Origin of the sequence: Krasilnikovia sp. MM14-A1259 (assembly GCF_047159535.1) — a bacterium.
Classification (GTDB): domain Bacteria; phylum Actinomycetota; class Actinomycetes; order Mycobacteriales; family Micromonosporaceae; genus Actinoplanes.
In genome coordinates, this window is the sequence record NZ_BAAGAJ010000002.1 from 925,784 (window position 1) to 941,016 (window position 15,233).

A 15,233-nucleotide genomic window follows, 5' to 3' on the forward strand; every position below is an offset into this window, starting at 1 on the left:
CGGTGTGTCGCCGGACCCGGGGCGGGGTTTCAGGGTGCCGCCCGTGGCGGCACGCGGGGCGAACGGGTCAGGACGCGGGCGGGCCGGTCCGGTTGAGGTAGATCTGGTTGTTGTTGCCGCGGGCGAACACGTCCAGCGAGTTCTGGAAGACGCCGACGCCGGGCGCCGACGGGGTCGCGTTGGCGCCGGACAGCGCCGACCAGCCGCTCCACGTGGTGTTCGTCAGCGCGTTGACGTAGATCGCGTTGTCGGTGCCGCGGACGAACAGACCCAGCGAGCCGCGGTAGGTCACCGCCGCCGGGGAGGACGGCGTGGCGCCGCCGCCGGGCACCTCGTACCAGCCGCTCCAGGTGGTGCCGTACAGGCGGTTGGCGTACAGGCGGTAGTTGTTGCCGCGGGCGAACAGGTACAGCGTGTTCTGGTAGACCGCGGAGCCGGGGCCGGACGGCGAGACGCCACCACCGGGCGGCTGGTACCAGCCGCTCCACGTCCCGCCGGCGTACCGGTTGAGGTAGATCCGGCCGTCGGTGCCCGTGACGGACAGGAACAGCGTGTTCTGGTAGACGGTCGCGCTCGGCGCGCCGAGCGTGGCGCCACCGCCGGGCACCTCGGACCATCCGCCCCAGGTGGTGCCGTTGAGCCGGTTCAGGTAGATCCGGTTGTCCGTGCCGCGGACGAACAGGTGGAGCTGGGATTCGAACACGGTGACCGCCGGGGCGGCCGTGGTGAGGCCACCACCGGGCACCTCACGCCAGCCGTACCAGAAGACCCCGTCGGCGGCCTGGGTGTAGATCCGGTTGTCCGTGCCGCGGATGAACACGTACTGCGAGTCGTTGTAGCTGGTCGTGGCGGGCGAGTCGCTGGTCGCGCCGGAACCGGGCACGGGCACCCAGCCGGACCACGCCGCGGTCGGTGCCGCCGCCGCTGCCTGGGCCGGAGCGGGTTGTGCCACGGCGAGCGCGGTGACCGTGGTCATCGCGGCGATTATCGCCACGACGGCACGGACGAGTCGGCGGCTGCCGCCGACGTGCGCCTCAGTAACCATGACTGGCTTTCCCCTCTCGATCATTCCGCGCCGGAGCGCGGGATCCATCGACACTGATCGATCGATCGGACCGTACTGAGGGCGTCAGTGCGGGGCATAGAGGCTTTCGACCCTTGCCGGGGGCGGGCGGCGTCAGGTGACCGTCAGGCCGCGCTCGCGGAACTGTCCGTGTACGCGGTCGAGCAGTTCGGGGCTCGGCCCGGGGGTGTCCTTGAGCGGATAGTCCAGGCCCAGCGCCGCGTACTTGGGCGCGCCGAGGGTGTGGAACGGCAGCACTTCGACTCGTTCGACCGTGCTGACCCCGGCGACGATGTCGGCGATGGCGGCCACGTTGTCGACCGCGTCGGTCAGCCCGGGCACCAGCACGAACCGTACCCAGATCGGGGTGCCCCGCTCGGCGAGCCGGTGCGCGAAGCGGACCGTCGGCGCGAGCCGCCCGGTCTTGGTCACCGCCTTGTACGTCTGTTCGTCGCCGGACTTCACGTCCAGCAGCACCAGGCTCGTGACGTCGAGCAGGTCGTCGTCGGCCCGGTCGCCGAGGAACCCGCTGGTGTCCAGCGCGGTGTGCAGGTCGAGGTCCCGGCACGCGGCGAAGACCGCGCGCACGAAGTCGGGCTGTTGCAGCGGGTCACCGCCGGAGAGCGTCACGCCGCCGCGGGCCATCTTCACGAACCGCTCGTACCGGTGCACCTTGGTCATCAGCTCGTCCACCGTGGTGGCGGTGCCGCTGCGCCGGAACCACGTGTCGGGGCTGTGGCAGTACAGACAGCGCAGCGGGCATCCGGCGAGGAACGCCACGAACCGGGTGCCCGGGCCGTCCACCCCCACGGACACGTCGTAGGAGTGGACAGCGCCGACGATCTGTTTCAGTGCTGGGGTCACAGAGCACCGTGGAAGGTGCGCGAGATGACGTCGCGCTGCTGTTCCGCGGTGAGCCGTACGAAGTTCACGGCGTATCCGGAGACCCGGATGGTGAGTTGCGGGTACTGGTCCGGGTGCACCATGGCGTCCTCGAGCGTGGCCCGGTCCAGGACGTTGACGTTGAGGTGGAAGCCCCCGGCGTCGGTGTAGCCGTCGAGCACCCCGACCAGGTTGTCGATCCGTTCCTCCCGGGTGTGGCCCAGCCCGCCGGGCGTCACGGTCGTGGTCAGCGAGATGCCGTCGCGAGCGCTGCGGTACGGCAGTTTCGCCACCGACAGGGCCGCGGCGACCAGGCCGTGCTTGTCGCGGCCGTTCATCGGGTTGGCCCCGGGCGCGAACGGCTCCCCGGCGCGCCGGCCGTCCGGGGTGTTGCCGGTGTGCTTGCCGTACACCACATTGGACGTGATGGTGAGCACGGACAGGCTGGGCTCCGCGCCCCGGTAGGTGGGCTGGCGGCGCACCTTGTCCATGAACCGTTCGACCAGGTCCACCGCGATCGAGTCGACCCGGTCGTCGTTGTTGCCGAACGTGGGGTACTCGCCGTCCACCTGGTAGTCGACCGCGTGGCCCTCCGCGTCGCGCAGCACCTTGACCTGGGCGTGCTTGATCGCCGACAGGCTGTCCGTGGCGACCGACAGGCCTGCGATGCCGGTGGCCAGGAACCGGTGCACCGGGTGGTCGTGCAGGGCCATCTCGATCCGCTCGTACGCGTACTTGTCGTGCATGTAGTGGATCACGTTGAGCGCGTCGACGTACGTCTCGACCAGCCAGTCCAGGGTCTTGTCGTAGGCCGCCATCACCTCCTCGTAGTCCAGCACGTCGCTCTCCAGCGGCGGGCTGACCGGGGCCACCTGCGCGCCGGTGAGCTCGTCGCGGCCGCCGTTGATCGCGTACAGCAGGGCCTTGGCGAGGTTCGCGCGGGCGCCGAAGAACTGCATGTCCTTGCCGACCCGCATCGCGGACACGCAGCACGCGATCGCGGTGTCGTCGCTGTACGCCGGGCGCAGCAGGTCGTCGTTCTCGTACTGGATCGAGCTGGTGTCCAGCGACACCTGGGAGCAGAATTTCTTGAACCCCTCGGGCAGCAGCGGCGACCACAGCACGGTCAGGTTGGGTTCCGGCGCGGGCCCGAGGTTGTACAGGGTCTGCAGGTACCGGAAGCTGGTACGGGTGACCAGCGGCCGCCCGTCCGTGCCGATGCCGCCGATCGCCTCGGTGACCCACGTGGGGTCGCCGGAGAACAGCTCGTCGTACTCGGGCGTGCGCAGGAACCGGATGATCCGCAGCTTGATCACGAAGTCGTCGATCAGCTCCTGGGCGGCGCTCTCGTCCAGGGTGCCCTCGGCGATGTCGCGCTGCACGTAGATGTCGATGAACGTGGACGTGCGGCCCAGCGACATGGCCGCGCCGTTCTGTTCCTTGGTGGCGGCCAGGTAGCCGAAGTACAGCCACTGGATCGCCTCTCGGGCGGTGGTGGCCGGGCCGGACAGGTCGAATCCGTACGCCGAGGCCATCTCCTTGAGCTCGCCCAGCGCGCGGATCTGCTCGGCCAGTTCCTCCCGCTCGCGGATCACGTCTTCGCTGGACAGGCGGTCGTCGGCGGCCTTGATCGCGCGGCGTTCGGCGATCAGGGTGTCGACGCCGTACAGCGCGATGCGGCGGTAGTCGCCGATGATGCGGCCGCGGCCGTACGCGTCGGGCAGGCCGGTGATGATGTGCGAGCGGCGGGCGGCCAGCACGTCCGCCGGGTACGCGTCGAAGACGCCGTCGTTGTGCGTCTTGCGGTACGTGGAGAAGATCTTCTTCACCGCCGGGTCGAGGCTGAATCCGTACGCCTTGAGGCCGCCCTCGACCATGCGCAGCCCTCCGGCGGGCATGATGGCCCGGCGCAGCGGGGCACTGGTCTGCAGGCCGACGATCAGCTCGTGGTCGCGGTCCAGGTAGCCGGGGGCGTGCGAGGTGATCGTCGACGGCGTGTGGGCGTCGACGTCGTAGATCCCGCGCTGGCGCTCCTCCACGAACATGCGCTGCAACGTCGACCAGATCCGCTCGGTGCGGACGGTGGGGCCGGCCAGGAACTCCGCCCCGCCGGTGTACGGCGTCACGTTGTCTCGGATGAATGCGGCGACGTCGATCGACGTACGCCAGCCCTGGCCGTCGAATGCGCGCCAGGCATCGTGCGATTCAGCCTGCATAGCCCCCTCCTCGTGTCCTTGTTCAGCATCTCCGCCGTCCGTCGCGCCGGACATGGCCGAAGGTCCCGTCCCGGCGGTGCCCCCGCCCCAGCTCTCTCCCCGGGCCGGGAACGGCGGCGGCGCCAGGATCCGGGCGGCGCGGCCCGGGTCCTGGCGCCGCGGTGGGCGGGTCAGGCGGAGGCGGGTGCGTCCTCGGGCCAAGTCCACTCCGAGATCTTCGGGTCGTCCTCGCCGTGGGTGCGGGTGTACGCGCGCGCCTGCTGGCGGGCGTCGATCATCGCCTGGCGCAGGTGCGCGGCCCGCGCGCCCAGCCCGGGCACCCGGTCGATCACGTCGATCACCAGGTGGAACCGGTCAAGGTCGTTGAGCATCACCATGTCGAACGGCGTGGTGGTGGTGCCCTCCTCCTTGTATCCACGGACGTGCATGTTGCCGTGGTTCGTCCGCCGGTAGGTGAGCCGGTGGATCAGCCACGGGTAGCCGTGGTACGCGAAGACGATCGGCTGGTCCGTGGTGAAGATCGTGTCGAACTCCTTGTCGGACAGGCCGTGCGGGTGCTCGCTCTCCGGCTGCAGCCGCATGAGGTCCACGACGTTGACCACCCGTACCTTGAGGTCGGGCAGGTGGGTGCGCAGCAGGTCGGCCGCGGCGAGCGTCTCCAGCGTCGGGACGTCCCCGGCGCAGGCCAGCACCACGTCCGGTTCGCTGCCCGCGTCCGTGCTGGCCCAGTCCCAGATGCCGAGGCCGCGGCGGCAGTGCAGGGCGGCCTGTTCCATGGTCAGCCAGTTCGGCGCCATCTGCTTGCCGGCGACGATCACGTTGACGTACTGGCGGCTGCGCAGGCAGTGGTCCATGGTGGACAGCAGGGTGTTGGCGTCCGGCGGCAGGTAGACGCGGACGACCTCGGACTTCTTGTTGACCACGTGGTCGATGAAGCCCGGGTCCTGGTGGGAGAAGCCGTTGTGGTCCTGGCGCCACACGTGGCTGGACAGCAGGTAGTTCAGTGACGCGATCGGGCGCCGCCACGGGATCTCGTTGGTGGTCTTGAGCCACTTGGCGTGCTGGTTGAGCATCGAGTCCACGACGTGGATGAACGCCTCGTAGCTGGTGAACACGCCGTGCCGGCCGGTCAGCAGGTAGCCCTCCAGCCAGCCTTGGCACAGGTGTTCGGAGAGCACCTCCATGACCCGTCCGTCGGGCGAGAGGTGTTCGTCGAATTGCGTGGTGCGTGCCGTGAACGCCCGGTCGCTGATCTCGAACGCGGCCCCCAGCCGATTGGAGGCGACCTCGTCCGGGCCGAACAGCCGGAACCGGTCCGGGTTGGCGCGGGCCACGTCGCGTAGCCAGTCGCCGAGCACCCGGCACGCCTCCCGTTTCGGGTGCTTCGGGTGGTTCACCTCGACCGCGTAGTCGCGGTAGTCGGGCAGCACCAGGTCGCGCAGCAGTTCGCCGCCGTTGGCGTGCGGGTTGGCGCTCATCCGCCGGATGCCCTTGGGCGGCATGGTGGTCAGCTCGGCGACCGGCGCGCCGATCGGGTCGAACAGCTCCTCCGGCTTGTACGAGCGCAGCCAGCGTTCCAGCTGGGCGAGGTGGTCCGGGTTGTCGCGGGTGCCGGCCAGCGGCACCTGGTGCGCGCGGAACGTGCCCTCCACCGGGATCCCGTCGACCTCGCGCGGGCCGGTCCAGCCCTTCGGCGTCCGGAGGATGATCATCGGCCAGCGGGGCCGGGTGCCGTCGCCGGTGCTGCGGGCGTGCCGCTGGATCGCCGCGATCGTGTCCAGGGCCTGGTCCATCGCGGCGGCCAGACTCTGGTGCACCAGCGCGGGCTCGTCGCCGCTCACGATGATCGGCTCGTACCCGGAACCGGTGAACAGTGCGATCAGGTCGGACTCGTCGATGCGGTCCAGCACGGTCGGGTTGGCGATCTTCCACCCGTTGAGGTGCAGGATCGGCAGCACCGCGCCGTCACGGGCGGGGTTGAGGAAGACATTGGAGAGCCAGCTCGCGGACAGCGGGCCGGTCTCGGCCTCACCGTCGCCGACGACGCACAGCACGGTCAGGTCCGGATTGTCGAACGCGGCCCCGTACGCGTGCATCAGCGAGTACCCGAGCTCGCCGCCCTCGTGGATCGAGCCGGGCACCTCGGGCGCCACGTGGCTCGGGATGCCGCCGGGGAACGAGAACTGCCGGAACAGCCGGGCCATCCCGGCCTCGTCCTGGCTCACGGACGGGTACAGCTCGCTGTAGGTGCCCTCGAGCCAGGTGTTGGCGACGATGGCGGGGCCGCCGTGGCCTGGTCCGATGATGTAGATGGCGTTGAGGTCGCGGTTGACGATCTGCCGGTTGGCGTGGGCGTAGATCATGTTCAGGCCCGGGCTGGTGCCCCAGTGCCCGAGAAGCCGGGGCTTGATGTGATCGGGTCGCAGCGGCTCACGCAGCAGCGGATTGTCGAGCAGATAGATCTGGCCGACTGTGAGGTAGTTCGCCGCGCGCCAGTACGCGTCGAGCCGGCGCAGCTCGTCGTCCGTCAGCGGCCCCTGGAGGGCTTGCGTCGAGGTCATGCCCGTGATCCTCCCGTATGCACTGCGCTGCGGTGCCCCGTTCGGGGGAACCGCACCCATGCTTTCGGCCGGTTCCGGGCGCAGGCAGGGCCAGAGGTCCCGCCGGGGCGGTCCGCTCGGTCACACCGTTGCGCCCTCATGAAATACCGCGCCAATCCGTACCTTTGTGGTATCCGGCGCGAATAGGGCGCCGCGCCTGGAAGGTTCCCCCTTGCCGCCTCTCAGCTCCCGCCTGCTCGCCGCCGGCGCCGCGGGCCTGGCCCTCGCCGGTGCCCTGGTCGCCCCGGTCGCCGCCGCCCCGGCCGCGCCCACCGCCACCGCTGAGGCCGCGCAGTCCGCACACACCAGTGCCGCCGAGGCGCGCCGGGTCGACCGGGTGCCCACCCCCAAGCTCGACTGGTACGCCTGCTACCGGTGGGCCCAGTGCGCGACCGCCCAGGTGCCGCTGGACTACGACCGGCCGAACGGCGCCCAGACCACCGTGGCCCTGCTGCGGGTGCGCGCCCGCGACCAGAAGCACAAGATCGGCAGCCTGTTCGTGAACCCCGGCGGCCCCGGCGCCCCGGCCACCTCCCTCGCGCTGGCCGCACCGCTGTTCCTGAGCGACGCGGTGCTGGCCCGCTTCGACGTCGTCGGGATGGACCCGCGCGGCATCGGCGCCAGCGACCAGATCAGGTGCTTCCCGTCGGCGGGCAAGCAGACCAAGGCGCTCAAAGCCATGAACGACATGCCGTTCCCCATGGGCGCCGTGGAGACCAGGTCGTACGTCACGGCGGCCCGGCGACTCGCCCGCGGCTGCGCCACCACCGGCCGGCCCCTGGTCGCCGCCATGAGCACCGCCGAAGTGGCCCGCGACATGGACGTCATGCGCCGCGCGGTCGGCGACGACAAACTCACCTACCTCGGCTTCAGCTACGGCACGGCGCTCGGCCAGTACTACGCCAACATGTTCCCGGACCGGTTCCGGGCGCTCGTGGTCGACGGCACGATCAACCCGCGCGCCTGGGTCGGCACCCCCAAGACCGCCGACGACATCCAGGACGAGCGGCTGCACTCGGCCGACGGCGCGTACCGGGCGCTGATCGAGCTGCTGCACCGGTGCGAGCGGGCCGGCAACACCAAGTGCGCGTTCGCCGGGCCGGACACGGTCCGCAAGTTCCGGACCATCGCCAACCGGCTGAAGGACCGGCCGCTGCGGGTCGCGGGCGGCGAGCACGTCACGTACGCCATGTTCGTCTCGTTCGTGCTCGGCGCCCTGTACGACCCCGAGGCGGGCGACGAGGTGGCCGGCTTCGCCGCCGACATGTGGGAGCTGACCGACCCCGCCAACGCCACCGTCCCCGGTGAACTCGCCGCCGCCCGCGCCGCGGTGCGCGAACGGCTCCACACGCGCCGCATCGGCCGGGAGTTCCCGTACGACAACGACATCGACGCGTACACCGCGGTCATGTGCACCGACGGGCGGCACCCCGCGTCGGCCAACGGGTGGGCCCGCAAGGCGGCCGCGGCCGACCGGCGCGCCCCGTACTTCGGGCGGGCCTGGGCGTGGGCCAGCGTCCCGTGCGCCCGGGACACCTGGACCGCGCGCGACGAGGACGCCTACACCGGGCCGTTCAACCGGCTCACCGCCCGGCCGGTGCTGATCGTCGGCAGCTACTGGGACCCGGCCACCAACTACCGCGACGCGGTCAGCTCCGCCGGGCTGCTGCCCAACAGCCGCCTGCTCAGCAGCGACAACTGGGGGCACACCGCGTACGGCACGTCGTCGTGCGCGACCGGCTACGTCGACCGCTACCTGCTGTACAAGGACCTGCCCAAGGCCGGGACGGTGTGCACCGGCGACGTCCAGCCGTTCACCAAGGAGATCGACCGGACCCGGGCGATGGCTGTCGGGACGGCGTTCGACCTGAGCACCGCCACCGCCGACGAGATCGTGGCCCACGGCCTGCCCGCCGCGGGTGCGGCGAAACTGCTGCCGCCGGTGTACCGCGCGCCGTTCGCCGGCTGATCAGGACCGGGTGCCCCGCTTCCGTGCCTCCGGGCGGGGCACCCTCTTACTCACCGCTTCCAGAACGCCGCCCGGCGCCCCTGCGGGGGCCCGCCGGCCGCCGGTTCCGCGGCGGCGAACGCGTCCAGGGCCTCCCGGGCCGCACGCCAGCGGGCGGCCAGATCCTCGTCGGAGTTCAGCCGCACCAGCAGCGCACGCAACGGCTCCACCGCCGGGTCGGTGACCCCGGTGAGCAGCACCCCGAGCCGGCTGGCCAGGTCCGCGAGCAGGTCACGACGCTCGGCCGGGGGCAGCCCGTCGGCCTCGCGCAGGCGGCGCGCCTCCACCGCGACGATGCCCCGCAGCGACCCGTCGTCGTGCCGCGCCGCCGCGCCGCCGGTGTGCCGCATCCGCAGCGTCGACGGGATGGCCGCGAACGGTTGCGGCGGCCCACCCGCCGGTCGCATCGAAGCCCGTGCCGGGGCGAACGTCGGCGGCATCGGCGCCACCGCGAGCGGCGCCATCGGCGCGGCACCGAGGCTGAGCACCGGCACCACGGCGTCGACGGGGCCGCCCGGCGGGGTCCACCCGGACGGCAGCTCGACCGGCTGGGTGACCCGGCGGAGCCCGCCGTCGACCGGCACCACCCGCTCGTCCACCGCCACGTACGCGGTGAACCGGCACAGCACGCCGAAGCGCAGCGAGGTCGCGACGATCTGCGGTTCCAGGTCGTGTTCGCCGCACGCGTACCGGTCCTCCAGGTCACGCAGCCGGGCCCGGGCCCACTGCGCGGTCACCGCGGGCTCATCCCGGCGCTGCACCGGCACGGTGACCGTGAACGGCTGGTCGTCGCGGGTGCGCCCGGTGATGGTCAGGGCGCCGGCGGCGGCGCCGGAATACCGGCCGGTGATCACCAGCGGCACGCCCGGATAGCAGCCCGGCAGCCGGTGCGGGCTGCGGGTGTCGGGCAGGTGGGTCAGTCCCTCGGCGCGTACGGCCAGGTCGGTCAGCACCGGGGCGCCGATCCGCCGGTGGATGTGTTCCATCGCCTCGTCCAGCCGGTCCTCGCTCTCGACCAGCTCGCACCGGCCCGCGCCGAGCGCCGCCAGCCGGGCGAGGAAACCGGCGTTGACCGCCCGGTCGATCCCCACCGCGTGCACGCGGGTGTTCCCGACCAGGCCCGCGACCTCCGCGAGGATCTGATCCTCGTTGCCGACCTGGCCGTCGGTGACCAGCACGAGCACCCGGTCGCGTCCCTCGCCGGCCGCGTCGAGCAGGCTCAGCCCCTGGTCCAGCGGGGCCAGCAGCTCGGTGCCGCCGCGCGCCTCCGCCCGGGCCAGGTGCTCCACCGCCCGGAACCGGTGCCGGTCGTCGGCCTCCACCAGCCCGGTACCGAGGCCGTCCGCGTGCTCGACCGCATGGTCGAACGTCAGCACCGCGAACCGGTCCGACCCGGTCAGCGTGTCCACCACCCGGGCGGCGGCGCGCCGGGCGGCGACCATCTTCCAGCCGGCCATGCTGCCGGAGCGGTCCAGCAGCAGCACCACGTCCTTGGGCCGCGCGGACACCGCGGCGTCCGCCGGCGGCAGCAGGGTCAGCTGGTACGTCCCCTCCTCGCCGGTCGCGTCGGGCACCGCGACGGCCGACTGGGTGGCCCCCGAATACGCCAGCCGCAGCACGAAGTCACGGTCGGCGCGCTCACCGGGCCGGATCTCCAGATGCCCGTCGGCCCCCGTGACCGCGTGCAGGCTGGAACGCACCTCGCCGAGCGTGAGCCCGCCCGGATCGAGGTGAACGCGGATCGACAGGCGCAGCGGGTTGGGGAAGCCGGGCAGCAGCACCGGGGGAGAGATCCGGGAGGCGTCCGGCACCGCGTCGGTGTCCTCGGCGTGCCCGTCGCCCACCGCGGGCCCGGGCAGCGGCGCGCCCGGGATGTACCGCGGCGCCACCACCAGCGGGAACCGGAACGTCGCCGCCCCGTCCTCGTACGGCAGCGGGCCGGCCAGGCGCAGTGTCACGGTCACCCGTTCGCCGGGGGCGATGTTGCCGACCCGCATGGTGAAGACATCGGGGCGTTCCTCCTCGGCGATCGAGGCGCGCCGGCCGGCCGCGATCGCCCGGTCGTACTCCTCGCGGGCGGCCGCCCGTTCCTGCAGCTCCGCCTCGACGGTGCGCCCGTCGGCCGTCATGGTCATGCCGGTGACGGCGGCCCGGTCCGGCAGCGGGAAGACGTAGGTGGCCTCCAGCGCGGTGTCGTGCACGTTGACGAATTCGGTGGTCACGACGGTACGGGCGAGCAGCCCGCAGATCGAGGCGTCGACGTCGAGGACGTCCAGGGGGAGGTTGCCGCGTTCGGTGAGCAGGATGCCCAGGCCGCCGTCCATCTTGGGGCGGACGGCCCGGTCGAGGTCGGCCTGGCTCATCGGAAGGACGGAGAAGGTCATCGGTGTCTCCCATCGGGGTTGGCGAGCAGGCCGCGGGCGGCGAGCAGGTCGATCAGGGGCTGGGCGGCGGCCGTGATGTCGGCGTAGTCGGTGCCGTGCGGGGTGCCCGGCATCAGCAGGACCGCGCCGCCGCCGAGCGCCACCGCGGCGACCGGTGTCCCCGGCGCCGCAGGAACCGGTGCCGGCATCGGCGGCGCCGACATTGATGGCGCTGCGCCCGGCGGCGCCGAAGCCGACGGTGCCGGGGCCGGTGATGCCGAAGCCGGGGCCCGTGGTGCGGAAGCCGGGGCCGGCGGTGCCGGGGCCGGTGGTGCGGAAGTCGGGGGCGCCGGGGCGTCTGCCCAGAAGCGGGCCCGGGGTGTGTCGGCGGCGGTGGGGGCGGCGGCGGTGGTCAGCAGGTCGGCCGGGATCCGGGCGATCTCGGCGAGCTGGGCGTCGCCCGCGCCGGCGAGCTCGGCCTGGATCTGCGCGAGGCTGAGCCCGGCCGCCTGCCGCCGCTTGACCGCCACGAGTTGCAGGAGATGACGGGGGCCGTACAGCGCGGTGCGCCCGCGCATCGCGGCGGGGCGGTCGACCAGACCGGTGGTGGCATACCAGCGGATGGCGCGGCGGTCGGGCAGGTCGCGGATCCGCCCGTTGGGCGCGCCGGGGTACTGCGCCGCCAGAGCCAGGCGGACGCGCTCGACCAGCTCGTCCATCGTCCACATGCCCACCACAATGACACTGTCATATGTCACTGTCAAATAGCCGCGATGAGCGACCCGTCGGGCGCCGCGCCGATCCGGGTGCCGTACGGCGCGCAGATGCCGTCCAGCGTGTCCCGCAGCCAGGACCGTTCCCCGGCGGTGGCGCGGTCCAGGCGCAGGCGGCGCGCCCGCAGCGGCACCATGCGCAGCGCGGCCAGCATGCCGCCGGGCGCCTCGAACTCCGCCAGGTACAGCAGCCGCAGGTCGGCGCGGTAGCGCTCGTGCCCGCCGATGCCCTCGTAGTCGTTGATCAGGTCGCCGCAGCCGTACAGGATCAGCCGTCCGCGGTGCACCTCGACCGGCCGCGGGTGGTGCGACGAGTGGCCGTGCACGACGTCGGCCCCGCCGTCGATCAGGGTGTGCGCGAAGCGCCGTTCGTCCTGCCCGACCTGGTATCCCCAGTTCCCGCCCCAGTGCAGGCTGACCACGACGAGGTCGCCCGGGCGCCGCACCCGGTCGACGACCCCCGCGATCCGGCGCGCCCAGGCGCCGGAGGGCACCGGAACGTACGCGACGCCGCCGCGGTCCGCGCGCGCCGCCCACTGCGCCGGGACGCCGCTCGACGGCATGCCCGCGGCGAGCACGACGACGCGTGCGCGGGCGGCCGGTACGAGCGCCGGAGCCCACGCGGCGGCGGCGTCCGCCCCGGCCCCGGCGGTGCGGAATCCGCCCGTACGCAGCACCTCCAGGGTGTCCGCGAACCCGGCGGCGCCGAAGTCCAGGACGTGGTTGTTCGCCAGTACGCACACGTCCGGGTGGGCCGCCGCGAGGCACGGCAGGTTCGCCGGGTGCATGCGGTAGTGGATCCCCTTGCCCGGGTCCGGGGTGCCGCCCGCGGTCACCGCGGTCTCCAGGTTGAGCACCCGGACGTCCGCGTCGTGCAGTGCGGTCAGGGCCTCGCCCCAGGGCCAGCGCGGGTCCGCCGGGCGCGGCACCGGCCCGTTGACCGCCTCGGCCAGGCGCACGTAGTCGCGGGCGTCGTGGACGTACGCCTCCCCCAGCCCGGGGGCGCCCGGATGCCCGAGGATCTGGTCGAGCCCGCGGCCGAGCATGACATCGCCGCACAGGGCGACACGCACCACCGCTCCACGCTATGCCGCCGTGCCGGGCCGAGAGTCATCCCTGATATGGGATAGCATCCCGGATATGAGAACAGAGACGGTGGACGGGCGGCTCGCCGAGCGGCTGGCCACACTGCGGGCCGAGCGCGGGTGGTCCCTCGACGATCTGTCCGCCCGTACGAACGTCAGCCGCTCCACCCTCTCCCGGCTGGAGCGCGGCGAGATCAGCCCGACCGCCAGCCTGCTCGGGCGGCTGTGCACGGCGTACGAGCGCACCATGTCGGCGCTGCTCGCCGAGGTGGAGGCGGCCCCGGCCGAGCTGGTCCGCGGCGAGGATCAGCCGGTGTGGCGCGACGAGTCGTCCGGCTTCACCCGCCGGCTGGTCTCGCCGCCCCGGCCGGGACTGCGTGGTGAGGTGGTCGAGGGCCGGCTGCAACCGGGCGCGGACATCCGGTACGACGCCCCGCCGGTGCCCGGGCTCGAACAGCACGTGTGGGTTCTGGAGGGCACGCTGGAACTGACCGACGACGGCCGCCGCCACGAGATCGCCGCGGGGGAGTGCCTGCGGTTCCGGCTGTGGGGTGGCACCCGGTTCCGCAACCCGGGCGCCGTCGCGGTCCGCTACGCCGTCTTCGTGGTGCTGCCGTGAACGCCCGGGCCGCTCAGGTGACCGTGCCGCACGTGATCGAGCGGCTGACCACCGACGGTTTCGCCGCCGCCGTCCCCGAGCTGGCGGAGGTGCTCGCCGACGCGGTCGACGGCGGCGCCTCGGTCGGCTTCCTCGCCCCGTTCAGCCGGGCCGACGCCGCCTCGTGGTGGCGCGCGCAGGCCGCGGCGGTCGCCGACGGCAGCCTCGTCGTCTGGGTGACCCGCGGACCCGCCGGGGTCAGCGGGACGGTCGGCCTCGCGTACCCGGGAAAGGCCAACGCCCGGCACCGCGCCGAGGTGGTCAAGCTCGCGGTGCACCGGCAGCATCGCGGACACGGGCTCGGGCGCCGGCTGCTCGCCGCCGCCGAGGACGCGGCGGCCCGCGCCGGGGTCACGCTGCTGCTGCTCGACACGGAGACGGCGAGCCCCGCCGAGCGCCTGTACCAGGCGGCCGGCTGGACGCGCTACGGCATCGTGCCGGACTACGCCGCGGACCCGGCCGGGGCATTGCGCGACGGCAGCTTCTTCTTCAAGGCGCTCAGCGTCTGAACACGATCACCACGCGGCCAGGATCCGTGCGCGGGCCATGTCCGTCGCCCCGTCGGGCACGTCGCCGTGCGCGGCTGTCCACAGTGCTGCCTCCACCCGGCGCGCCACCGCCCACTGCGCGATCCGCTCCGCGGACAGCTCCAGCTCGTCCGCGAGTAGCGCCACCCGCTCGCGTAGCACCGCCACGGCGTCGTCGCGACCGAACGGGTCGTCGATCTGCTCCAGCAGCGGCCACGGATCGTATGCGGGATCGCCCACCATCGGCTTCGGATCGATCGCCCGCCACTGCGCGACGTCGGCGAGCCGGGGCTGCCCGCCGTCCGGCCCGCGGCGTACGGCGGACCCAGAATCCGGTACGGCCGTGTGGGCGAGGATGTTGCCCGGGTTGGCGTCGCCGTGCAGCAGCACGGTACGGCCCGCGGATCCCGGCAGCGCCCGTAACAGCGCGACACCCTCGGCGACCAGCCCCGGGTCGTAGCCCGGCCGCAGCCGATCCATCCGCGCCTGCGTCAGCTCCGCCCATTCGGCCGTGACGTCGCCCAGCCGCTCCACCACCGGTGCACCGGTGGCGGCCGGCCCGTCCGGCGGGGAAACCGACCACAACCGGCGCAGCACCGCGGCGCCGGCCCGCAGCCGCGCCGTGGCCGGGCCGTCCACGGCGGACAGTGGCGTGCCGGGCTCGCATCGTTCGAGCAGCAGGGCGTGGCGTGCCGGGTCGTGCGCGAGCAGGCGGACCGCGCCGCGTCCCGCCCAGCGGCGCAGCGCCACGGGTTCGCCGTACATCTCGCGGTGCGGCCAGCCGATCTTCACCACGGCCGCGGTACCGTCGGGCAGCACGGCCGGTGCCACCCAGCTGCAACTGCCCGCGTGCCAGGGCGCGCCCAGGCGTACGCCGAACTGCTCGCGTACCTCGGCGATCAGCGTGGGCAGCGCCGCGAGCCATGGCCGGGCCGCCGCGATGCGGCCCAGCGTGGTCACCACCGGCAGCGTGGCCGGCACCAGGTCGTCCAAGCTCGTCACCTTACGGCCATGTCCGGTCGGCAAGGTACCGATCCGGTCCGCCTGCGCGGGTCCCC

General features: G+C 72.9%; 11 protein-coding genes. 3 read left to right on the plus strand and 8 right to left on the minus strand.

What is annotated here, in order from left to right:
• Window positions 1-67: 67 nt before the first annotated feature.
• The 4 genes from ACMCNK_RS03870 to ACMCNK_RS03885 all read right to left on the minus strand — a co-directional run bounded on the left by ACMCNK_RS03870 (window position 68) and on the right by ACMCNK_RS03885 (window position 6,722).
• The gene (locus ACMCNK_RS03870; protein ID WP_412734999.1) at window positions 68-1,045 is read right to left on the minus strand and encodes a hypothetical protein; all 978 of its coding nucleotides are present in this window, start codon (window positions 1,043-1,045) and stop codon (window positions 68-70) included.
• 132 nt (window positions 1,046-1,177) lie between these two features.
• Window positions 1,178-1,927 (minus strand): pyruvate formate-lyase-activating protein, encoded by a 750-nt coding sequence (pflA, locus tag ACMCNK_RS03875; protein WP_412735000.1) that lies wholly within the window; start codon window positions 1,925-1,927, stop codon window positions 1,178-1,180.
• On the minus strand, window positions 1,924-4,161 hold the full coding sequence (gene pflB, locus ACMCNK_RS03880) for a formate C-acetyltransferase (protein ID WP_412735001.1): 2,238 nt from the start codon (window positions 4,159-4,161) through the stop codon (window positions 1,924-1,926). The genes pflA and pflB overlap by 4 nt, the downstream gene beginning before the upstream one ends.
• A gap of 170 nt (window positions 4,162-4,331) precedes the next feature.
• Window positions 4,332-6,722, minus strand: a complete 2,391-nt coding sequence (locus ACMCNK_RS03885; RefSeq protein ID WP_412735002.1) for a phosphoketolase — start codon at window positions 6,720-6,722, stop codon at window positions 4,332-4,334.
• Between the two features lie 211 nt (window positions 6,723-6,933).
• Between ACMCNK_RS03885 and ACMCNK_RS03890 the strand changes: the two genes are divergently transcribed.
• The gene (locus ACMCNK_RS03890; RefSeq protein WP_412735003.1) at window positions 6,934-8,730 is read left to right on the plus strand and encodes an alpha/beta fold hydrolase; all 1,797 of its coding nucleotides are present in this window, start codon (window positions 6,934-6,936) and stop codon (window positions 8,728-8,730) included.
• A gap of 50 nt (window positions 8,731-8,780) precedes the next feature.
• On the opposite strand, the gene ACMCNK_RS03895 is transcribed toward ACMCNK_RS03890, so the two are convergent.
• Genes ACMCNK_RS03895 through ACMCNK_RS03905 form a run of 3 tightly spaced genes read right to left on the minus strand, consistent with a single transcriptional unit; the run spans window position 8,781 to window position 12,981 of the window.
• On the minus strand, window positions 8,781-11,153 hold the full coding sequence (locus ACMCNK_RS03895; RefSeq protein WP_412735004.1) for a VIT domain-containing protein: 2,373 nt from the start codon (window positions 11,151-11,153) through the stop codon (window positions 8,781-8,783).
• Window positions 11,150-11,860: a MerR family transcriptional regulator gene (locus tag ACMCNK_RS03900; protein WP_412735005.1), complete on the minus strand. Its 711-nt coding sequence runs from the start codon at window positions 11,858-11,860 to the stop codon at window positions 11,150-11,152. The genes ACMCNK_RS03895 and ACMCNK_RS03900 overlap by 4 nt, the downstream gene beginning before the upstream one ends.
• Before the next feature lie 32 nt (window positions 11,861-11,892).
• Complete coding sequence (locus ACMCNK_RS03905) at window positions 11,893-12,981, minus strand: CapA family protein (RefSeq protein ID WP_412735006.1); 1,089 nt, start codon at window positions 12,979-12,981, stop codon at window positions 11,893-11,895.
• Window positions 12,982-13,045: 64 nt separating this feature from the next.
• Here ACMCNK_RS03905 and ACMCNK_RS03910 point away from each other — a divergent pair, with 64 nt between their 5' ends.
• Window positions 13,046-13,609, plus strand: a complete 564-nt coding sequence (locus tag ACMCNK_RS03910; protein ID WP_412735007.1) for a helix-turn-helix domain-containing protein — start codon at window positions 13,046-13,048, stop codon at window positions 13,607-13,609.
• Window positions 13,606-14,157: a GNAT family N-acetyltransferase gene (locus ACMCNK_RS03915; protein WP_412735008.1), complete on the plus strand. Its 552-nt coding sequence runs from the start codon at window positions 13,606-13,608 to the stop codon at window positions 14,155-14,157. The genes ACMCNK_RS03910 and ACMCNK_RS03915 overlap by 4 nt, the downstream gene beginning before the upstream one ends.
• 6 nt (window positions 14,158-14,163) lie before the next feature.
• Here ACMCNK_RS03915 and ACMCNK_RS03920 read toward each other — a convergent pair whose 3' ends face one another.
• The gene (locus ACMCNK_RS03920; RefSeq protein ID WP_412735009.1) at window positions 14,164-15,168 is read right to left on the minus strand and encodes an aminoglycoside phosphotransferase family protein; all 1,005 of its coding nucleotides are present in this window, start codon (window positions 15,166-15,168) and stop codon (window positions 14,164-14,166) included.
• Between the last annotated feature and the right edge of the window lie 65 nt (window positions 15,169-15,233).